This window comes from Streptomyces pyxinicus, assembly GCF_024753135.1.
GTDB classification, from domain to species: domain Bacteria; phylum Actinomycetota; class Actinomycetes; order Streptomycetales; family Streptomycetaceae; genus Streptomyces; species Streptomyces pyxinicus.
The window spans coordinates 91,999-112,368 of record NZ_JANUGP010000019.1; the positions used below are offsets into that span (position 1 = coordinate 91,999).

Genomic DNA, 20,370 nt, shown 5'->3' on the forward strand with positions numbered 1-20,370 from the left:
CGGGGGCGCGTATCTGATAGGTGGGGCGAGGTCCGTGTCCGACGGGTGGGGCGGGGGCCCGTATCCGACAGGTGGGGCGGGGGCCCGTATCCGACAGGTGGGGCGGGGGCCTGTGTCCGACAGGTGAGTTCGGCGGAGCCCGGCACCGGCCGCCGAGGCCGTCGGGGCGACCGACGGCAGTCGGGACGGCGGGCGGGACGGCAGGGGGGCGGGACAGGTGACTCGGGTGAGCGGCACGGGTGCCGGCCGACGGCGGCCGCGGAAGGCGTCGGCGCCCGGCATCGGCAGACGGCACCGCAGAGACACCGGACGGCCGCCGGACGCATACGCTCGGCCCACCGCGGACGCACGCGCTCGGCCCATCGGCCCCCCGCGCCCCGAAACCAGCCGTCCGGCACCCGCCTCACCCCCCGAAGTCAATGCGCCGCACAGCATCCGCCGCCCGCCGGTCAAGAAGGATCGCGGAGCCGCAGCCGGCCGGGAGTTCGCCCCGTTCGACCGCGTCGAGGAGGCGGGCGGTGGTGTGGCGGTGGCGGGTGAAGGCGTAGCGGGAGACGCCCCGGCCGCGGGCGCGCTGGCCGTCGCGGGCGGTCTCGGGGGTGACGTCGAGCAGCAGCAGGCGCAGGGTGCCGCCGCGGCGGCGGGCCGCGCGGGCGAGCCAGGCGCGCACCCAGGGCTGGGTGCCGCAGTCGTGCACGACCACGCCCTCGCCGGTGCGCAGCGCGCGGCGCAGGCCGGCGTAGTGGGCGAGGCGGACCAGGGGGCGGTAGAGCGCGTACGGCAGGGCGCGGGGCAGCCGGGCCGCGAAGCGGTCGCGGACGTCCTGGGAGTCGATACGGCGGCCGGCGGCGGCCCGGCGCATGAGGGTGGACTTGCCGCTGCCGGGCAGGCCGGTGATCACCACGACGTCCCGGGGGTCGAAGACCAGGGTCCGGGGACCGTGGCCCGCGCGCTCGCGCAGATCGCGAACGACCGGCGCTGGGCAGCCGGCGCCACACGCGCGAGCGGAGGCGGGGGCGGAGAGCTGCTGCGGCACCGCTACGCCGGTCGTGGTGGCGGCGGCGGTGACGTACGCCGTGGTCCTGTTCACCGTGATCGTCCTCCCCGGGGCCTTGGTAATCCCTGTGCCCGCTGCGTGTAAAGAGAAGGTAATGCGCGGTGGTCGCCGACGGGTGCGCGTACTGCCACAGCTCGGTTACAGAAAGCGGCCCCTGACGAGCGGGGGCGGGCCGTGCAATGATGTGCGCGCCAACTGCATACCGGCCGTTTGAATCCGCGCGGGAGAGTTCCCAGCAGTCTCCGCTGGGGCGCCGAAGGAGCAAGTCCCTCCCTTGAATCTCTCAGGCCCCGTTACCGCGCGGGCGAGGCACATCTGAAAAGCGGGCCGCTGCCGGCAGTGGCCCCACCCAAGGTGCAAGCCGTGGTCGCCCCCGTGGCGGTCCCGGCGAACCTCTCAGGTTCCGATGACAGATGGGGAGGAACGTTCCTCGCCCTGTCCCTGTTGCCCTGGGAGACGACCGACCGATGAGCAGTACCGAATCCACCGAGCCGCGCCACACCGCGCTGGACGCGCTGCACCGCTCGCTCGGTGCGACGATGACCGACTTCGCCGGCTGGGACATGCCCCTGCGCTACGGCTCCGAGCGGGACGAGCACGTCGCCGTGCGCACCCGGGCCGGGCTGTTCGACCTCTCCCACATGGGCGAGATCACCGTCACCGGCGCCGGCGCGGCAGCCCTGCTGAACTTCGCGCTGGTCGGCAACATCGCCTCCGTCGGCGTCGGCCGGGCCCGCTACACCATGATCTGCCAGGCCGACGGCGGCATCCTGGACGACCTGATCGTCTACCGGCTCGCCGAGACCGAGTACCTGGTCGTGGCCAACGCCTCCAACGCCCAGGTGGTCCTGGACGCGCTCACCGAGCGCGCCGCCGGCTTCGACGCCGAGGTCCGTGACGACCGCGACGCCTACGCGCTGATCGCGGTACAGGGCCCCGAGTCCCCCGGCATCCTGAAGTCGCTGACCGACGCCGACCTGGACGGTCTGAAGTACTACGCCGGGCTGCCCGGCACGGTCGCCGGCGTCCCCGCGCTGATCGCCCGTACCGGCTACACCGGCGAGGACGGCTTCGAGCTGTTCGTGAAGCCCGAGCACGCGGTCGGGCTGTGGCAGGCGCTGACCGAGGCGGGCGCGGGCGTCGGCCTGGTGCCCTGCGGCCTGTCCTGCCGGGACACGCTGCGCCTGGAGGCGGGGATGCCGCTGTACGGGCACGAGCTGACCACGGAGCTGACCCCGTTCGACGCCGGACTCGGCCGCGTGGTGAAGTTCGAGAAGGAAGGCGACTTCGTGGGGCGCGAGGCGCTCGCCGAGGCCGCCGCCCGTGCCGAGCAGAACCCGCCGCGGGTGCTGGTCGGGCTGGTCGCCGAGGGCCGCCGGGTGCCGCGCGCCGGGTACGCCGTCGTCGCCGGCGGCGCGGTGATCGGCGAGGTCACCTCCGGCGCCCCCTCCCCCACCCTGGGCAAGCCGATCGCCATGGCCTACGTGGACGCGGCGCACGCGGCGCCCGGCAGCGAGGGCGTCGGCGTCGACATCCGGGGCAACCACGAGCCCTACGCCGTCGTGGCACTGCCGTTCTACAAGCGCCAGAAGTAGACACCGGGCGGCGCCGGGGACTCCCGTCGGTATCCCCCGTGCACGGCTCCCGAGCAGTCGTCCACGTACTCCCCCCTCCCCCCTTCACCAGCACTCCCGCGCGTACAGGAGAATTCAGGACATGAGCAACCCCCAGCAGCTGCGCTACAGCAAGGAGCACGAGTGGCTGTCGACCGCCGAGGACGGCGTCTCGACGGTCGGCATCACCGAGTTCGCGGCCAACGCGCTCGGCGACGTCGTCTACGCCCAGCTCCCCGAGGTCGGTGCCACCGTGGAGGCGGGCGAGACCTGCGGTGAGCTGGAGTCGACCAAGTCCGTCTCCGACCTGTACTCCCCGGTCTCCGGCGAGGTCACGGAGATCAACGAGGACGTCGTCAACGACCCGTCCCTGGTGAACTCCGCCCCCTTCGAGGGTGGCTGGCTGTTCAAGGTGCGTCTCACGGAGGAGCCGGCCGACCTGCTCTCCGCCGACGAGTACGCCGCCCACACCGCCGGCTGAGGAGTCGTAGCCCCATGACTGTCCTGAACACGCCCCTGCACGAGCTGGACCCGGAGATCGCCGCCGCGGTCGACGCCGAGCTGCGCCGCCAGCAGTCCACCCTGGAGATGATCGCCTCCGAGAACTTCGCGCCGCTCGCGGTGATGGAGGCGCAGGGCTCGGTCCTCACCAACAAGTACGCCGAGGGCTACCCGGGCCGCCGCTACTACGGCGGCTGCGAGCACGTGGACGTCGCCGAGCAGATCGCCATCGACCGGATCAAGGAGCTGTTCGGCGCCGAGTACGCCAACGTGCAGCCCCACTCCGGGGCCTCCGCGAACCAGGCGGCCCTGTTCGCGCTGGCCCAGCCCGGGGACACCATCCTCGGCCTGGACCTGGCGCACGGCGGCCACCTGACCCACGGCATGCGGCTCAACTTCTCCGGCAAGCAGTTCGACGTGGTCGCCTACCACGTGGACGAGGAGACCGGCCTGGTCGACATGGCCGAGGTCGAGAAGCTCGCCAAGGAGCACCGCCCCAAGGTGATCATCGCGGGCTGGTCGGCGTACCCGCGCCAACTCGACTTCGCCGAGTTCCGCCGGATCGCCGACGAGGTCGAGGCGTACCTGTGGGTCGACATGGCGCACTTCGCGGGCCTGGTCGCGGCCGGGCTGCACCCGAACCCGGTCGAGCACGCGCACGTGGTCACCTCCACGACCCACAAGACCCTCGGCGGCCCGCGCGGCGGCATCATCCTGGCGAAGAAGGAGTTCGCGAAGAAGCTGAACTCCTCCGTCTTCCCGGGCTTCCAGGGCGGCCCCCTGGAGCACGTGATCGCGGCGAAGGCGGTGTCCTTCAAGGTCGCGGCCGGCGAGGAGTTCAAGGAGCGCCAGCACCGCACGGTCGAGGGCGCCCGGATCCTCGCCGAGCGCCTGACCGCGGCGGACGCCCGCGAGGCCGGGGTGAACGTGCTGTCCGGCGGCACCGACGTGCACCTGATCCTGGTGGACCTGCGGGAGTCCGAGCTGGACGGGCAGCAGGCCGAGGACCGCCTCCACGAGGTCGGCATCACGGTCAACCGCAACGCCGTCCCGAACGACCCGCGCCCGCCGATGGTCACCTCGGGGCTGCGCATCGGCACGCCCGCCCTGGCCACCCGCGGCTTCACGGCCGAGGACTTCGCCGAGGTCGCCGACGTGATCGCCGAGACGCTGAAGCCGTCGTACGACGCGGCGGCCCTCAAGGCCCGGGTCGAGGCCCTGGCCGGCAAGCACCCGCTGTACCCGGGGCTGAACAAGTAGGTCACCTTTCGCGGGGCACCGCGCACACTGGGAGTACCGGCGTGCGCGGTGCCCGCACCGCCGCAACCCCCCATTTTTTCGCACCACCCCCGTCTTGAGGAGTCGTCCGTGGCCATCTCGGTCTTCGACCTGTTCTCGATCGGCATCGGCCCGTCCAGCTCCCACACGGTCGGCCCGATGCGCGCGGCCCGGATGTTCGCCCTCCGGCTGCGCAACGAGGAGCTGCTGGACTCCGTCGCCGCCGTGCGCTGCGAGCTGTACGGCTCGCTCGGCGCGACCGGCCACGGCCACGGCACCCCGAAGGCGGTGCTGCTCGGCCTGGAGGGCGCCGCCCCGCGCACCGTGGACGTGGAGCACGCCGACGAGCGCGTGGAGGAGATCAAGCGGGCCGGCCGGCTCGCGCTGCTCGGCGAGCACGAGATCCCGTTCTCCTTCGACGACGACCTGGTCCTGCACCGCCGCAAGGCCCTGCCGTACCACGCCAACGGCATGACGATATGGGCGTACGACGCGGCCGGCGCGGAGGTGCTGTCCAAGACGTACTACTCGGTCGGCGGTGGCTTCGTCGTGGACGAGGACGCGGTCGGCGCGGACCGGATCGTGCTGGACGACACGGTCCTGAAGTACCCGTTCCGCACCGGGGACGAGCTGCTGCGGCTCACCAGGGAGACGGGCCTGTCGATCTCCTCGCTGATGCTGGAGAACGAGCGGGCCTGGCGCACCGAGGACGAGATCCGCGCCGGGCTGCTGGAGATCTGGCGGGTGATGCGGGAGTGCGTGTCGCGGGGCATGTCCCGCGAGGGCATCCTGCCCGGTGGGCTGAAGGTCCGCCGCCGCGCCGCCGTCTCGGCCCGCCAGCTGCGCGCCGAGGGCGACCCGCTGGCGCACGCGATGGAGTGGATCACCCTCTACGCGATGGCCGTGAACGAGGAGAACGCGGCCGGCGGCCGGGTCGTCACCGCCCCCACCAACGGCGCCGCCGGCATCATCCCGGCCGTCCTGCACTACTACATCAACTTCGTGCCCGGCGCCGACGAGGAGGGCGTGGTCCGCTTCCTGCTGGCCGCGGGCGCGATCGGCATGCTGTTCAAGGAGAACGCCTCCATCTCGGGCGCCGAGGTCGGCTGCCAGGGCGAGGTGGGCTCGGCCTGCTCGATGGCGGCCGGCGCGCTGGCCGAGGTGCTGGGCGGCTCCCCTGAGCAGGTGGAGAACGCGGCCGAGATCGGCATGGAGCACAACCTGGGCCTGACCTGCGACCCGGTCGGCGGCCTGGTGCAGATCCCGTGCATCGAGCGCAACGGCATGGCCGCGGTGAAAGCGGTCACGGCCGCGAAGATGGCGATGCGCGGCGACGGCTCCCACAAGGTGTCCCTGGACAAGGTCATCAAGACCATGAAGGACACCGGCGCGGACATGTCGGTGAAGTACAAGGAGACGGCGCGGGGCGGGCTGGCGGTCAACATCATCGAGTGCTGAGAGCACTGATGACGCCGGCCCTGACCATCTCAGCGCCCCAGCGGCGAAGGTGCGCGGCCCCCGCCGCGGACGAAGCGGATGCGCCGGTCGGGGAGTTCCTCCAGGACCCGCCCAGCAAGGTCGCGGCGACGTCCGCGACGCCCTCCATGGCCGCCGGCCGGGTCAGCTCCCGTCGTGCCGCGTCCACGTCGTCCAGCCGACGTGCGTGGGGAAGGCGAAGGGCGGTGCGGAGGTGGCGCGTGCTCCGAGCCCGGTCAGAACCTCTCATCGACGCACTGCTGGTTGATTCAGTTTTGTTCGCACCTGTTCCGCTTCCGGCCGCTCGATCCCTTCGAACAGGGCGACGGAGCGACGCCAGGCGTCACGAGCGGCGTCCGGGTCTCCCGCGTCGCGGTACGCGTCGCCGAGCCGTTCCCAGACGCCCGCCTCGCTGTACGAGTCACCGAACCGTGGCAGCAGTTCGACCGACCGGTGGAAGCATCTGATCGCTCGCTCGAACTCGCCCAGGTGGTAGTGGGCGGTCGCCATGGTGTCCCAGACGGCGGCCTCGGTATACGTGGGACCGGTCGCGCGGAGAAGGCGGACGGCCTCCTCCGAGTGGACGATCGCCTGCCTGAGGTCTCCGAGCTGTATCCGGAGCCAACCCATGACGTTGAGGTTGGTGGCCTCCCCGTCCCGACGTCCGCCGGCCCGGTGCAGGCGCACGGCCGCCGCGGATTCGTCGAGCGCCTCATGGTGGCGTCCCTGTCTCTGCAGGACCCAGCTCGCAGCCGCGTGGGTGTAGGCCCGTTCCACGGTGTCGCCCAGCTGGTCGGCGGCTTCGAAGGCCAGCCGCAGCTGCGCGTGGGCCGTGTCGTACTCTCCCAGGTCGGCCAGCGAGCGAACGAGCTTGCGCCGCGCGGTGAGCTGTCCGAGCAGGTCCCCGTCCCGCTTCGCCGCCTCGACTCCGGTCCGCAGGGCGGACGCCTGGGCCTGCCAGCGCCCCTGTCCGTACAGGAAGGCGTGCAGGGAACAGGACAGTTGCCAGGCATGGGTGAAGAACCCCGTGTCCAGTGCGTGCCGGATGGCCGCCATCAGCACGTCGTACTCGTCGGCGCACCAAGCCTGGGCGTCGCGGTGCTCGGTGAAGGACTCGGGGGCCGCGCCGGGCTGGGCCGGGGTCAGCACCAGGCGGTTCCCGTTGGCACTCAGCACCTGATCCGCGGCATGGGCGGTGTGCAGGTAGTGGTCGAACAGGCGGTTCTGGGCGGCACGGCGTTCGGTCTCGGTGTCCCGTTCGGCGGCGAGTTCGGCGGCGTAGGCGCGCAGCAGGTCGTGGAAGACGTAGCGGCCGGGTGCCTGTTCCGTGAGGAGGTGAACGGTGGCCAGCTCCCCCAGCATGAGACGGGCCTGCCGCGCGGGAAGGGCCGCGAGAGCGCTCGCCGCGTGCACGGTGATGTCGGGTCCGGGGTGGAGGGCGAGCAAGCGGAACAGCTGGGCGCATGCGGGCGGCAGCAGCCGATAGGACCAGGAGAAGGCGGCACGGGTGTCGGCCGAGCCACTGCCGGAGAAGGCGTCGAGGCTGCCGTGGGACCGCCGGAGTTCGGCGGCGATCGCGGCCAGGGGAAAGCCGGGATGGCCGGCGGCACGCGCGGCCACGACGGCCAGGGCCAGCGGCAGACGACCGCAGCGGGCGATGATCTCCTCCCCCGCTTCGGGCTCGGCCGCCAGGCGGGCGGAGCCGACACGGGAGGCGAGCGAGGCACGGGCGTCCGTGTCCGACGGGAGCCCCAGGGACAGCGGGCGGGCTCCGGAGGCGACGAGACCAGCAAGCTGGTCGCGGCTGGTGACGATGGCCAGGCAGCCGGACGAGGCGGGCAGCAACGGCCGGACCTGATCGGCGTCATGGGCGTTGTCGAGCAGGACCAGTACCCGCCGGTCGGCCAGCAGACTGCGGTAGAGACCCGTCAGCGCGTCCAGCCCTGCCGGGAGGCGCCGCGGTGCCACACCCAGCGCGTGCAGGAATCCGCGCAGCGCCTCCGCGGGTTCCACCGGCTTGCCGACCGGATCGAACCCGCGCAGGTTCAGAGAGAGCTGACCGTCCGGGAACCGGTCCGCCACCTCATGGGCCCAGCGCACCGCCAACGTGGTCTTCCCGACTCCCGCCATTCCACTGATCAGACCGATCACCGGCGTAGCGGCCGAGGCACCGGTCTCGGTGGTGAGGGCCAGCAGACGGGAGAGTTCCGACCGCCTGCCCGAGAAGACGGCGAGGCCGGGGGGCAGTTGCGCCGGCCGGACGACGGGGCTTCCGGGTTCCGTCCGCGCGTGCGGCTCGGCAGGGCTCTCGTGCCCCGCGGGCTCGTCGTCGGCATCGTCGTCGCCACGGGGGACGACGGGCGTGGGCAGCTCCTGGCGGAGGACCCGGTCATGCGCCGTGCTCAGTTCGGGGCTCGGAGCCAGGCCCAGGTCGTCCATCAGCCGCCGCCGGATGTCCCGGTAGGCGTTCAGGGCTTCGGCCTGGAGTCCGGATGCCGCCAGCGCCGTGACCAGCCTCGAATGCAACGACTCGTTCAGCGGGTCGAGGAGAGCGGCCTGCCGGAGCGAGCCGAGTACCTGCTCCGTCCGACCGCACAGGAGAGCCGCGTCGGCGGCCACCCGCACCGTTGTCACCACCTCTTTGCCCACGGCGACGAACTGCGGAGTGGCCAGTACGGACGCGGGGAGGCCGCTCGCGACCGGCCCCCGCCACAGGTTCAGGGCCTGCGCGAAAAGCGCGACCGCCGCTTCGGTCCTGCCCGTCGTCACGGCCCGTCGGCCTTGCCGGGCGAGGTCGCGGAACCGCAGCAGGTCGAGTTCTTCCTCCCGCGTGTCCAGCAGGTAGCCACCGGCCCGTCGGATGAGCCAGCGGCCCGGGGCCCGGAGCGGAAGCCGTGGTTCGAGCAGACGCCGCAGGGAGCCTACGTAGCGGTGTACGACGTTCACCGCGCTGGCCGGTGGCCGCTCTCCCCACAGCACGTCGACGATCTCACTCAGCTGAACCGGCTGACCGGCCCGCACCAGAAGCAGCCCGAGAAGCGCGCGCTGCTGGGGAGAACCGAGGTCGAGTTCCGTCCCCTCCCGCACGACTCGTATCGGTCCCAGCACGTCGAAGCGCATCATTCGGCGAACCCCCACTCACGCGGCCCGGAAGCCGGCGACAGGGAGTTCCGGGCCTGGTGCGCTGGGAACGCGGCCCCGTGCACCGAGAGCTGAATTTACCGTGCCGTCCGTCTCCGCCTCGCCGCGGTGGCCTTCGGCGGGCCGCTTCACCCGCCGTGCCGGCGCGTGGCTGACCTGCGGTCCCCGTACGGCGCGCGGACTCGGCGTCAGCCGTGCCTGGCCCCTGGGTGGGCGAGTGGGTGTGCTGTCGTGCCTGGTGAGCACCGTGTTCCGGTTGTGATGATCGTGGTCGATCGGGCGGTGTCGGCGCGTCGGCTGTTCACGGTGGCCTCGGGGCGTCATCCCGCTTGCCGGGTCGGGGGTCGGCGATGCCGTGGCAGGCCGGCGTCGGGGGTCGGCGCCATGCCGCGCCGGGCGGGAGCGGGAGCGGGCCGCGGGTGCCGGCGGCCGCCACCGGCTGGTGTCCGTCGGCCGGCGGGTGGCCCCGCGGATCCGGATGCGCCACGACCTGCCGCACTCGGTGCCGGCAAGCGATCACACCGCCCGGAGATCCCAGGCCGGGAGCGCTGCCCGGTGGAGCGGCTGCCACGGAGTGCGCCTCCCTGACCAGCGGGGCACCGGTGGGGGGAACATCACCGGACTGCGGGGGAGGCCATGCTCGTGCGCTGTCAGCCTCTGGTCGTGCACGAGGAGTCGATCCGCGGGCCGCGCGGCGCCATAGCCTCACTGAGGTCGACGGGCGACGGAGTCGTCGCCGTCATACGAGAGAAAGGAGTTGTCCGATGAACATCACGCCGGAGATCGCCGAGGACGGCATCGTGATCGAGGAGCTGGACCAGACCCAGGAAGCCGCCTTCTTCTGCAACCAGGGCTGGCTTTCCGAGGACTGAGACCGCTCTCGCGGGCCGCACGGGAAGCGCCTCGTCGGCGTCCTGTGCGGCCCGTTCAGTCGCGGCCGGAAGGCGATGACCATGCACCACATCAGCTTCAAGAGACATATCGGTGTCCACCCGGTCCCGGGCGACGGCGTCTTCCTGCTGATCGGTGGCCGGACCGTGGCCCTGCACGGCGAGATGATCCAGTCGCTGGCCCCGCTTCTCGACGGCAGCCACACGCGGGACGAGGTCGTCCGACGGGCGTCCGGCGCCTTCCCCGCCGACAGGGTGGGCCGGCAGCTCGACAGACTGGCCGAGGCGGGCTTCCTGGTGGAAGGTGATCCGGCCGAGGATCCGCGGGCCGCCGGTTACTGGGAGCTGGCCGGAGGGGATGCCGACGCGGCGGAGCGCCGGATCACCCGGAGTGCCGTCAAGGTAACGGGCGTCGGCGGCGCGGACACGGCCCCGTTGACGGAAGCCCTGCGCGCGGCGGGGCTGCGGGTCACCGAGCACGGTGCCGATCTGGAGATGGCCGTCACCGATCACCTCCTGCACCCTCACCTGCTGACCGCCGATGAGCAGGCCCGGCGCTCGCGTCGGCCGTGGTGCGTGGTGAAACTGACGGGCGGCACCGCCTTCCTGAGTCCGGTGCTGGAGCCGGGCCGGACCGCCTGCTGGCACTGCGCCGCGTTCGGTCTCTCGGGACGCCACATCGAGGCGGCCTACGTCGAAGGCGCGACGGGCGGCGGCGTCGTACCGGCCGAGGTCCCCGTGGGTGACGGCCTGGTGACCGGTGTCGCCGCGCGCCTCGCCGCCCTGCGGGTGGCCCGGTGGATGGCCGGAGTCGGCGCGGCGGACTCGGATGTACTGACCTTCGACACGCTGACCCTGAGGTCCGAGCCGCACCGGCTGGTGCGCCGACCGCAGTGCCCGGCGTGCGGGGACCCCGACCTGCTCAGGGAGCGGGCGCTGCGCCCGGTGGTCCTGGCGCGCCCGCCCGGGCGCGGGGGCTCCGGTGACGGCCGACGCGTGCTCTCCCCCGAAGCGCTGCTGTCGCGATACGGACACCTCGTCAGTCCGGTGACCGGCATCGTCACCGAGCTGACACCGCAGGTGACGGGCACCGACCTCGTACATGTCTGCACGGCGGTCCACAACTTCACCCTGCGCGGACCGGGTGCCCGCGGGCGGCGCGGACCGCTGCGGGGCCAGAGCGCGGGCAAGGGCACCAGTGCGGTCCAGGCGAGGGCGGGGGCCCTGGGCGAGGCCATCGAACGGTTCTCCGCGGTCTGGCAGGGCGACGAGCAACGGGTACGCGCGGCCTACGGCGACCTGGCGGGAGAAGCGGTCCACCCTGACGCCCTCCAGCTCTACAGCGCGCGGCAGTACGCGAACCGGGCGGAGTGGAACGCCCGTGGTGTCCCGTTCCACCGGGTTCCCCGGCCGTTCGACGAGAAGGCCACGCACGACTGGACCGCGGTGTGGTCCCTCACCGGGCGGCGGCACGTCCACGTGCCCACTGCCGCGCTCTACTACGGGCATCCGCACCCCTCGGCGACGGCGTTCGTCACCGCGGACTCCAACGGCGCTGCCGCCGGTGGCACCCTGGAGGAAGCCGTGTCACAGGGACTGCTCGAACTGATCGAACGCGACAGTGTCGCGCTCTGGTGGTACAACCGGCTGCGCCGTCCCGCCGTCACCACGGACGCCTGCGCACGGGCGCCCCTCGGGGCCTGGCGGGAGGCCCATGCCGCGCTCGGCCGCGAGGCGTGGGTACTCGACCTCACCTCCGACCTCGGCATCCCGGTCGCGGCGGCCGTCTCACGGCGTGCCGACTCGCCGCGCGAAGGAATTCTGATGGGCTTCGGAGCGGGCCTCGACATGGGCGCCGCCGTCTCCAAGGCGATGAACGAGGCCGATCAGCTCCTGCCGGTCGTGGCGGGTTCCGAGTCCCGTGACGCGCCGTCGACACCGCAGACCGAACTCCCGCTTCACTGGTGGCGCGCCGCCACGGTGGAGAACCAGCCGTACCTGCGTCCCTGGCCGGACAGGGCCGGCACACCCGGCCCGGGCCGTCCCGGCCGGGACCGGGGCGACCCGGTGTCCGATGCCGACACGCTGCGGCAGGCCGTGGAGCGCGGTGGCATGGAGGTTCTGGTCGCGGATCTGACACGTCCGGACATCGGCCTGCCGGTCGTCAAAGTCCTGGTGCCGGGCCTGCGGCACTTCTGGCCGCGGTACGCCCCCGGACGCCTGTACGAGGTCCCCGTGCGCCTGGGCTGGCTCGCGGCCCCCACGGCCGAGGAAGACCTCAACCCGATTCCCTTGTTCCTGTGAACCGCCGCGAAGGATGTGTCTCGTGGAGAGCGACCCCGGCACGGAGCCGTCCGGCGCCCCGCTGTGTCTGACGTTCCGGTCCGGAACGGTGGTGACGGAAGAGACGGACGGCACGCTCCGGGTCGAACACCTCGCAGGCACCTTCGTCCTGCGCCGGGTGCCCGGGGACGTCCGTCGGTTCCTGCTGCGCATGGCCACCGGTTCGGTACCCCCCGACGTGCCCGTCTCGGCCGATGGAGCGGGACGCGCGGCGCTGTCCCCGTCGCTGGCCGTGGTGATCGGCCGGCTGGAGCGTCTCGTCGAATACCGTGTCCGGGACGCGTCGGGCGAGGACGCCCTGGCGGTCGAGACGATGGTGCGCGAGTCGCGCCATCGGCCGCTGCCACCGTCCCCGGACGTTCCGCTGCGCCTGTCACGCTTCGCGTATCTCAGGCGGGACACGGACGGTCTCGTACTGGAGTCACCGCTCTGCACCCGGCGCGTACGGGTGCTCACCCCCCGGGCTGCCGGGCTCGTCTGGGCTCTTGGCACCGCCACCACCGTGACCGGGCTGGCCGGCGGACTCGGCCTGGCCGAAGCGGAGGTGAGCCGGCTGACGGGCCACCTGACCGGTGCCGGGCTCGTCGAACAGGCCGCTGACGGAGTCTTCCCCGAGGACACGGCCGCCGCCCGGCAGTGGAGCTTCCCCGACATGCTGTTCCACTCACGGAGCAGGATGGGCCACCACGACTATCCGATCGGCGCCGCTTTTCCCTTCGCCGAGGAGATTCCCCCCGCCCCCGCCGTAGGACCGGCCCGTCCAGGGCCTTCGATCGCCTTGCCGCGTCCCGATCTCACGAGTGTCCTGGCCGCGGATCCTCCCCTGACGACCGTTCTCGAAGGCCGACGTTCGATACGCGCGGCCGGGCGGGAGCCGATCACACTCCGACAACTCGGTGAGTTCCTCTACCGGAGCGCGCGCATACGTTCTCTCACCGACCAGGACGCGCGCCAAGGTACTCGCTACGCTGTCACCTCCCGCCCCTATCCCAGCGGGGGAGCCGGTTACGAACTCGAGTTCTACCTGACCGTCCGCCGATGCCCCGGAGCCGAGCCAGGTGTCTACCACTACGACCCGCTCAGCCACCGACTCGTACTGGTGAACGACGATCCGGCCGACCGCGCCCGCCTCCTGCAGGGCGCCGTGCGCGCCGTCGGCGCCGGCCCGCCCCCCGATGTCCTGATCACGCTCACCTCACGCTTCCAGCGCCTCTCGTGGAAATACCTCGGTATGGCGTACGCGACCACGCTCAAGCATGTCGGCGTCGTCCAGCAGACGATGTACGTGGTTGCCACCGCGATGAACCTCGCCCCCTGCGCCCTGGGCAATGGAGACAGCGCCCAGGCCGAACGGATTCTGGGCCTGGACCGCCTTCAGGAGTCACCCGTCGGCGAGTTCGCGCTGAGCGCCGCTCCCCCGCCGTCCGAAGCTCCTGCCGGGCCCTCTGCTTGGCGGCCGGTCAACGACCACGAGTGGCACACGCTCTCCGTGGAACGCCTCACCGGGCGCTGACCCGGCACCCCCGCCGGCCCGCTCAGGCTTCCTGGGCGGCGCCGGTGTGCGCCTCGGCGAACTCCCAGACGACCGGCAGGAACTCCTCGGGTGTCTCGGCCTGGGGCAGGTGGCCCGTGCCCGGCAGGAGGCGGAACTCGGCGCCGGGTATCGCGCGCGCGTAGGCACGCCCGTACTCGGCGTCCACGACCTGGTCGCTCTCGCCCCAGGCCACCAGCGTCGGGGAGGTGATCCGGGCGACGCGTTCGGGCAGGGTGGGGTCGGCCATGTCGTGCGGGCCCGCGTAGACCTGGAGGGCCTCGCGGTTGGCCGCGGCGACCGCGCGCTGGGCGTCGGTGAGCGCGGCCGGGTCGAAGCGGAACTTCGACGGGTCGTGGAAGGAGAGCCGGGCCAGTTCCGGCGGGGTCAGCGGGTAGGTGTCGGCGATGGGGTGGCCGGGGACCTCGATGCCGACCGCGTTGGCGAGGACGACCGCGCCGATCCGGTCGCCGCCCAGGGCCGCGAGTTCGGCGGCGATCCAGCCGCCTATGGAGTTGCCGACGACGGTCACGTCCCGCAGGTCGAGGGTGTCGAGCAGCCGGGCGTAGACCCGCGCCAGGGTGCGGACGTCGGTCAGCCACGCGGGGCGCGCGGTGCCGCCGAAGCCGGGGTGGAGCGGGGTGAGCACCCGCGCGGGGCGCTCGGCGGCGAGGCGGGCGGCGAACGGGGTGACGGTGGCCGGTCCGCCCCCGCCGTGCAGCAGCAGGAAGGGGCGGCCCTGCTCGCCGTACGTCTCGACGGTGACGTCGACGGTGTCCTGGTCCAGCGTGAGGGTGTGGGTGGTGCTCGGCATGCGTGCTCCTCGGGTGGCGGTGCGGAAGGTCAGGCGTGGTCGGTCGCGGGGACCGTGGCATAGCGGCCCATCACCTCGGCGGTGGACTCGGGCGTCAGGGGCCGGCCGCCGGCGATCATGTCCCGCAGGTCGCGGAAGTACCGCACGTACAGGTCGGGCGTGAAGGTGTTGATCATGACGGCGGGGGTGTCGCCATGGTTGGCGAAGGTGTGCGGGACACCGGGCGGGACCATCGCGAGGGTGCCGGCCGGGGCCTCGTGGGTGGTCTCCCCGACGGTGAAGTGCACGGTGCCGGAGACGACGTAGAAGCCCTCGTCATGCTGGGCGTGGCGGTGCTGGGGCGGACCCTCGGAGTGCGGGTCGAGGGTGATCTCGATGATGCCGAGGCGGTGTCCGGTGGTGCTGCCGTCCTCCAGGACGCGCAGGTGGGCGGGGCCGAGTCCGATCGTCTCGCCGTCGTCCGGGCCGACCATGGAAACGCTGTTCACGGCTGCCTCCTTGGTGAGGGGGTGACCCTCAGGAGAGTAGAGAGGTCCACCCCCGTCATGCAAGTGCACTTTCATAAAGAGGGTTGAGTGTTAGGATGAGCCGGTTCCCATAGGAGGAGGGGTGACCGATGACGGCGCAGCTGGGCACCGGCCGCAGCAACCAGAAGCAGCGCACCCGCACGGCGATCCTGACGGCCGCCCGGCAGCTCATCGACACGGGCGCCGAGGTGAGCATGCCCGTGGTGGCCCGCGCGGCCCTGGTCTCCGAGGTCACGGCCTACCGGTACTTCCCCGACCTGCCCTCGCTCATCGCAGAGGCGCTGGCGGGCTCCTGGCCGCCGCCCGCGGAGGCGCTGGCCCCGGTAGCGGACTCGGCCGACCCGGTCGAGCGGGTCGCCTTCGCCTGCGACTTCCTGCTGCGCGGCATCCTGGCCCGCCAGGGTGCGGTACGGGCCATGATCGCGGCCACCGTCAACCGGCCCGGCACGGCGGGAGCGCGCCCCGGCATCCGGTTCGGCCTGATCGAGCACGCCCTGCTGCCCCTGGCGGACAGCCTCGGGTCGCGTGACCCGGAAGGCCTCGCCCAGCTCAAGCGGGACCTCGCCGTGGTGCTGAGCGCGGAGGCGCTGTTCACGCTGACCGACCTGTGCGGCCTCGCCCCGGAGGACGCCGTGCGCAGCGCCGTACGCACCGCGACGACGCTGACGAGGGCCGCGACCGACGCCCGCTCCTGACCACTACCGGCTCAGAAGTGACCGTTCGCCGCACACAGTTGACCAGACGTCAGCGGAGGTTCCGGATGCGGCCGCAGAGGGCACAAACCCTGCATGCTGCACGGCATCGACGTAAGCGCCTTCCAGTCCTCCGCATACGACACGGACGGCCTCTCCTTCGCCTTCATCAAGGCGACGGAGGGCCGTTCCTACACCAACCCCCGGCTCACCGCCCAGACCAAGACCGCCCGGGACGCCGGACTGGTCGTCGGCTTCTACCACTTCCTGTGGCCCGGCAACCTGACGGCTCAGGCCGACTACTTCCTCAAGCACGCCCCGGAGCGCTCCGGCGACCTCCTGGCCGTCGACTGGGAGACCACGGGCGACGGCACGCACGCCTCGAACGCGGAGAAGGACAGCTTCCTCCGCAAACTGAAACAACTGCGCCCGGACAACCGGGTGGTGCTCTACTGCAACCGCGATTTCTGGCTGAACATCGACACCACCTCGTACGCGGGCGACGGCCTCTGGATAGCCGACTACGTCAGCGCGGGCAAGCCCCGCGTCAAGGCGACATGGCGGTTCCACCAGTACACGTCCAGCCCGCACGACAAGGACGTGGCGAACTTCTCCAGCAAGGCGGCCCTGAAGGACTGGGCCGGCGACGCCTGAGCCCCGCCGGCCCGTCCCGGGAGACGGTCAGCCCCGGAACTCCGCCGGGCGCTCCGGGGAGGCCTCGGCGAGGGCCTTGCGGACCTCCGCCACTCCCCCGCGCAGGCCGTAGACCGGGGTGGCGGGCTGCTGGCGCCAGGAGTCGTCGATGCCGCCCGCGTCCACCGTGTCGAAGCCCAGTTCCTCGATGAGGTCGCGGACGGCACGCTTGGCCCGCTCGTCGTCGCCGGCGACCGGCAGGGCGACGCGCTCGGGGTCGCCCGCGGGGCGGTGGCGGTCCAGGATGTCCTGCGCGTAGGTGCCGTTGAAGGCCTTGATCACGGGGTGGCCGAGGTGCTGCTCGGTCCAGCGGCTCTCGGTGAGGCCGTCGTCCTCGACGCCCGCGATCCGGCCGTCCCGCTGCGGGTAGTAGTTGCCGGTGTCGATCACGGCGACGTCCTCGGCCGCGCCGTCCAGCAGGCCCGCGGGCAGGCCGGGCACGGCCTTCAGCGGGACCGTGACGACCACGACCCGCGCGCCCTGGGCCGCCTGCTCGGCGCGTACCGCGGTCGCGCCGGTCTCCTCGGCCAGTTCCCTGAGCGTCTCCGGTCCACGCGAGTTGGCCACCGAGACGTCGTGGCCGAGGGCGGTGAGCCGCCGGGTGAGGTTGCCGCCGATGTTGCCCGCGCCGATGATGCCGATCTTCATGACACGCCCTCCGGGGTGTTGATGCATGCATGCGCATACGTCGGTACAGAGGGCGTCAACCGGTGTGCCGCGCGGGGTATTCCGCGATGCGGCGACCGGGTGAGGGGGTGCCGGGCGGCGCCCCCTCACGGGCACGTCACTTGTTCAGGTAGGTCCAGAACTCGTCGAACGACAGCACCTTGTCGCCGTTGAGGTCGCGGGTCTTGATGATGCTCTCGGCCACCGTGTCGGTGACGTTCCAGTCGCCCCCCTGAGCCAGGGCGGACTTGAACTCCGCGGCGGTGATGAAACCGTCCCCGTCCGCGTCGATCCGCTGGAACTGCTTGCGTGCTTCCTCGATGTCCGCCACCGATCCGCCCCTTTTTGCTCGTGTTACTCATGCCGTGCTGGCGTACTGACGCAGGTCAGATTAACGGCCCGGACGGGCGGGTACGGGCGGCGGGCCACCTCTTCACCGGGGCCGGGGGCGCGTCTGCGAGGCTGGGCCCTCCAGCGGACGGGGACGTGAGGGAGTGGGCCGTGCGGAGTTTGCGGGACATTCTGGACGCGGCGGCGCGGGGCGTCCTCCCGCCGGCGGACGGGCGGACGACGGTGGTGCCGCAGCACTGCCGGCGGGACGCGGGGGTGCTGTCGTTCACCGCGCACGCGGTCGTCTTCACGGACGAGGACCCGCGCTGGGTGTACGACACGCTCGGCGCCGTGGACTGCGACCCGCTGGCCGCGCCCCTGCACCCCGCCTTCCTCGCCGCTTTCCTGTCCCGCACCGGGCGCACGGCCGAGACCGTCGACGCGATGCTCGTCGGCTCGCCCCTGCCGGGCCGGCCGGCGCTCGCGCTGACCGAGCTCCGGGACGCCGGTCATCCGCGCGTCGCCTACGCCCGCCGGCGCCGCGACCGGGTCAGGGTCTGGACGGCCGAGGGCGGGGTGCTGGTGCTGGGCCACGGGATCGGCGGGCGCCTTGAGGTGTCGGTGGAGGTGGACGAGGGGGTCAGGCACCGCGGACTGGGCCGGGCGCTGGTGACGGCGGCCCGGCAGCTCGCGGCGGAGCCGCTGTGGGCGCAGGTGGCGCCGGGCAACGCCCGCAGTGTGCGGGCGTTCCAGGCGGCCGGATACCGCGCGGTGGGCGCGGAGGCGCTGCTGCTGGCCCCGGAGAAGGGAGACCGGTCAGCGGAAGACGCCGGTGTGGCCCAGTGAGTAGCGGCCGGGCTGCGGGTAGACGGCGAGACCGTGCGGGCCGTTGCCGACCTTGACGCGGGCGAGCTGGGCGCCGGTGCGGGTGTCGATGGCGTAGACCTCGGAGTTGTAGCGGCCGGACAGCCACAGCACCTTGCCGTCGGCCGAGACCCCGCCCATGTCGGGGCTGCCGCCGCCGGGCAGCCGCCACTTCTTGGTGAGGCGGTCCTTGGTGAAGTCGAAGACGGAGACCGTGCCCTCGCCCCGGTTGGAGATGTACATCTCGCGGGAGTCCCGGCTGACGTAGAGGCCGTGGGCCCCCTTGCCGGTGGCGAGGAGGCGGGGGCGGGTGAACTTGTCGCCGTCGAGGATCCACACGCCGTCGGCGACCATGTCGGCGATGTAGAAGAGCTTGCCGTCCGGGGAGATCTTGACGTCCTGCGGCATGGCGCCCTTGAGCGGCAGCTTCTCCTGGGCGACGACCTTCATGGCGGCGGTGTCGACCTTGAGGACCTCGCCGCTGAACTCGCAGGAGACGATGAAGTAGCGGCCGTCGACGGAGAAGTCGGCGTGGTTGACGCCGTAGCAGCTGACCGGGAGGGCCTTGACGACCTTCATGGTGTGGGCGTCGCGGAAGACCAGCCGGCGGTCCATCGAGGCCATGACGACGGCGTACCTGCCGTCCGGCGTGAAGTACAGGTTGTAGGGGTCGTGCACGTCGACCGTCCGGCCGGCCTTGCCGGTCCTCGGGTCGATGGCGGTCAGGCTGTTGCCGAGGTCGTTGTTGACCCAGAGGGTCTTCAGGTCCCAGGACGGCACGACGTGCTGGGGCTGGCGGCCGACCGGGATGGTGTCGACGACCTTGTAGGTGGCGGGGTCGATGACACTGACGGTGTCGGAGTTGGTGTTCGGCACGTACACCCGGGAGGGGAAGCCCTTGACGACCGGGGAGAGCCGGCCCGGGCGGTCGGCGGCGTAGAGGTCGGCCGGGTCCTCCACGGGCGGCATCCCGGGCAGCACGTTCACCGTGGCCTTCCTCGCCTGCGATGAGGCCGGAGCCCGGCTCGCGGCGGTCCGGTCGGCACGGGGCTGGTCGGAGCCGCACGCGGCCAGCAGGGACAGGGCGGTGAGGGCGGTGCCGGCGGCCAGCAGGCGGGCGGCTTTCGTGGTGGGCATCAGCTCAGCAGCTCCGTGGTGGTGACCGCGCGCAGGCCGCGGCGGTCGAGTCGGTGCAGGAGGTCGGGCAGGGCGGCGACCGTGTCCGGATAGCCGAAGTGCAGGCTCACCACCGATCCGTTGGTCACCTCGGCCAGGACCTTCTCGGTGACGGCGGCGGCGCCGGGACCGGTGTAGTCGAGGGAGTCGACGTCGTACGACAGCACGTGCGGGTAGCCGGCCGCGCCCGCCAACCGGGTGACGAGCGGGGAGGCGGTGGGCGCCCGGGAGGGCCGGAACCAGGTGCCGATGGAGCCGGTGAGCCGGGTCAGCCGGTCGGCGCAGTCGGTGATCTCCCGGCGGGCCCCGGCCTCGGGGAGGTCGTTGACGGCGATGTGCCGCTGGGTGTGGTTGCCGAGGTCGTGGCCGCCGTCCAGGACGCGCCGGGCGAGGTCCGGGTGCGCGTCCAGCCAGCTGCCGACGGCGAGCACGGTGAGGCGGGCGCCGTGCTGTTCGGCCGTGGTGAGCAGGGAGCGCGCGAGCGCGGGGTCGCCCTGGCCGTGGAAGGTGAGGGCGACCTGGGGCTTGGTGCGCGGGCCGTGCGTGATCCGCACGGGCAGGCCCGGGTAGGCGCGGGGGGCGGGGGCCGCCCGGGTGGTGGCGCGGGGGGCGGGCCGGGACGCGGAGACGGGGGCGACGGTCGGGGCGGTGGGCGGGGCGGCCCGATCGGAGCCGCAACCGGCGGCGAACGCGCCGGCGGCGGCGAGCCCGGCACCCGCGCGCAGCACCCCGCGTCGGTTGGTGGTGGTCACGCGCACCATTTAAGGGGCGAATGGTA

Annotated in this window: 17 protein-coding genes and 2 riboswitches; of the genes, 9 read left to right on the forward strand and 8 right to left on the reverse strand. The window is 72.5% G+C overall.

The genetic code is table 11. The annotated features are described in order from the left end of the window. Window positions 1-403: 403 nt before the first annotated feature. Window positions 404-1,096, reverse strand: a complete 693-nt coding sequence (locus NX794_RS23405) for an AAA family ATPase (protein ID WP_258780822.1) — start codon at window positions 1,094-1,096, stop codon at window positions 404-406. 172 nt (window positions 1,097-1,268) lie between these two features. Further along, a riboswitch (glycine riboswitch) is annotated at window positions 1,269-1,366 on the forward strand. Next, window positions 1,367-1,480, forward strand: a riboswitch (glycine riboswitch). A gap of 44 nt (window positions 1,481-1,524) precedes the next feature. On the opposite strand from NX794_RS23405, the gene gcvT reads away from it, so the two are divergent. The 4 genes from gcvT (at window position 1,525) to NX794_RS23425 (ending at window position 5,907) form a co-directional block, all read left to right on the forward strand. Then, a complete protein-coding gene (gene gcvT, locus NX794_RS23410) occupies window positions 1,525-2,652 on the forward strand; it encodes a glycine cleavage system aminomethyltransferase GcvT (protein WP_258780739.1) in 1,128 nt (375 codons plus the stop codon). A gap of 121 nt (window positions 2,653-2,773) precedes the next feature. After that, a complete protein-coding gene (gcvH, locus tag NX794_RS23415) occupies window positions 2,774-3,151 on the forward strand; it encodes a glycine cleavage system protein GcvH (RefSeq protein WP_258780740.1) in 378 nt (125 codons plus the stop codon). A 14-nt stretch (window positions 3,152-3,165) separates the two neighbouring features. Continuing rightward, window positions 3,166-4,431 carry a serine hydroxymethyltransferase gene (locus NX794_RS23420; RefSeq protein ID WP_258780741.1) on the forward strand — a complete coding sequence of 422 codons (1,266 nt, stop codon included), beginning with the start codon at window positions 3,166-3,168 and terminating at the stop codon, window positions 4,429-4,431. Between the two features lie 108 nt (window positions 4,432-4,539). After that, entirely contained in the window at window positions 4,540-5,907 is a 1,368-nt protein-coding gene (locus tag NX794_RS23425) for an L-serine ammonia-lyase (protein WP_258780742.1), read from the forward strand. A gap of 264 nt (window positions 5,908-6,171) precedes the next feature. On the opposite strand, the gene NX794_RS23430 is transcribed toward NX794_RS23425, so the two are convergent. Continuing rightward, complete coding sequence (locus NX794_RS23430) at window positions 6,172-9,033, reverse strand: AfsR/SARP family transcriptional regulator (RefSeq protein WP_258780743.1); 2,862 nt, start codon at window positions 9,031-9,033, stop codon at window positions 6,172-6,174. 986 nt (window positions 9,034-10,019) lie between these two features. Between NX794_RS23430 and NX794_RS23435 the strand changes: the two genes are divergently transcribed. Beyond that, window positions 10,020-12,260, forward strand: coding sequence for a TOMM precursor leader peptide-binding protein (locus NX794_RS23435; protein ID WP_258780745.1), 2,241 nt, complete (start codon window positions 10,020-10,022; stop codon window positions 12,258-12,260). A 22-nt stretch (window positions 12,261-12,282) separates the two neighbouring features. Continuing rightward, the gene (locus NX794_RS23440) at window positions 12,283-13,812 is read left to right on the forward strand and encodes a SagB/ThcOx family dehydrogenase (protein WP_258780747.1); all 1,530 of its coding nucleotides are present in this window, start codon (window positions 12,283-12,285) and stop codon (window positions 13,810-13,812) included. Between the two features lie 22 nt (window positions 13,813-13,834). Here NX794_RS23440 and NX794_RS23445 read toward each other — a convergent pair whose 3' ends face one another. Together NX794_RS23445 and NX794_RS23450 are read right to left on the reverse strand one after the other, a co-directional pair. Further along, complete coding sequence (locus tag NX794_RS23445) at window positions 13,835-14,644, reverse strand: alpha/beta fold hydrolase (RefSeq protein ID WP_258780748.1); 810 nt, start codon at window positions 14,642-14,644, stop codon at window positions 13,835-13,837. Window positions 14,645-14,673: 29 nt separating this feature from the next. Then, entirely contained in the window at window positions 14,674-15,132 is a 459-nt protein-coding gene (locus tag NX794_RS23450; protein ID WP_258780749.1) for a cupin domain-containing protein, read from the reverse strand. A 128-nt stretch (window positions 15,133-15,260) separates the two neighbouring features. Here NX794_RS23450 and NX794_RS23455 point away from each other — a divergent pair, with 128 nt between their 5' ends. Together NX794_RS23455 and NX794_RS23460 are read left to right on the forward strand one after the other, a co-directional pair. Continuing rightward, entirely contained in the window at window positions 15,261-15,866 is a 606-nt protein-coding gene (locus NX794_RS23455; RefSeq protein ID WP_258780750.1) for a TetR/AcrR family transcriptional regulator, read from the forward strand. Window positions 15,867-15,959: 93 nt separating this feature from the next. Further along, window positions 15,960-16,517 (forward strand): glycoside hydrolase family 25 protein, encoded by a 558-nt coding sequence (locus tag NX794_RS23460; RefSeq protein ID WP_258780751.1) that lies wholly within the window; start codon window positions 15,960-15,962, stop codon window positions 16,515-16,517. A 27-nt stretch (window positions 16,518-16,544) separates the two neighbouring features. Here the strand turns inward: NX794_RS23460 and NX794_RS23465 are convergent, their stop codons facing one another. Together NX794_RS23465 and NX794_RS23470 are read right to left on the reverse strand one after the other, a co-directional pair. Then, a complete protein-coding gene (locus tag NX794_RS23465; protein WP_258780753.1) occupies window positions 16,545-17,204 on the reverse strand; it encodes an NADPH-dependent F420 reductase in 660 nt (219 codons plus the stop codon). 136 nt (window positions 17,205-17,340) lie between these two features. Further along, window positions 17,341-17,553, reverse strand: coding sequence for an EF-hand domain-containing protein (locus NX794_RS23470; RefSeq protein WP_258780754.1), 213 nt, complete (start codon window positions 17,551-17,553; stop codon window positions 17,341-17,343). Between the two features lie 170 nt (window positions 17,554-17,723). Between NX794_RS23470 and NX794_RS23475 the strand changes: the two genes are divergently transcribed. After that, entirely contained in the window at window positions 17,724-18,398 is a 675-nt protein-coding gene (locus tag NX794_RS23475) for a GNAT family N-acetyltransferase (RefSeq protein WP_258780756.1), read from the forward strand. On the opposite strand, the gene NX794_RS23480 is transcribed toward NX794_RS23475, so the two are convergent. Next, on the reverse strand, window positions 18,369-19,553 hold the full coding sequence (locus tag NX794_RS23480; protein WP_258780758.1) for a YncE family protein: 1,185 nt from the start codon (window positions 19,551-19,553) through the stop codon (window positions 18,369-18,371). The genes NX794_RS23475 and NX794_RS23480 overlap by 30 nt on opposite strands. Continuing rightward, window positions 19,553-20,353 (reverse strand): polysaccharide deacetylase family protein, encoded by an 801-nt coding sequence (locus tag NX794_RS23485; protein WP_258780760.1) that lies wholly within the window; start codon window positions 20,351-20,353, stop codon window positions 19,553-19,555. Before NX794_RS23485 ends, NX794_RS23480 begins: the two co-directional genes overlap by 1 nt. Window positions 20,354-20,370 lie beyond the last annotated feature (17 nt).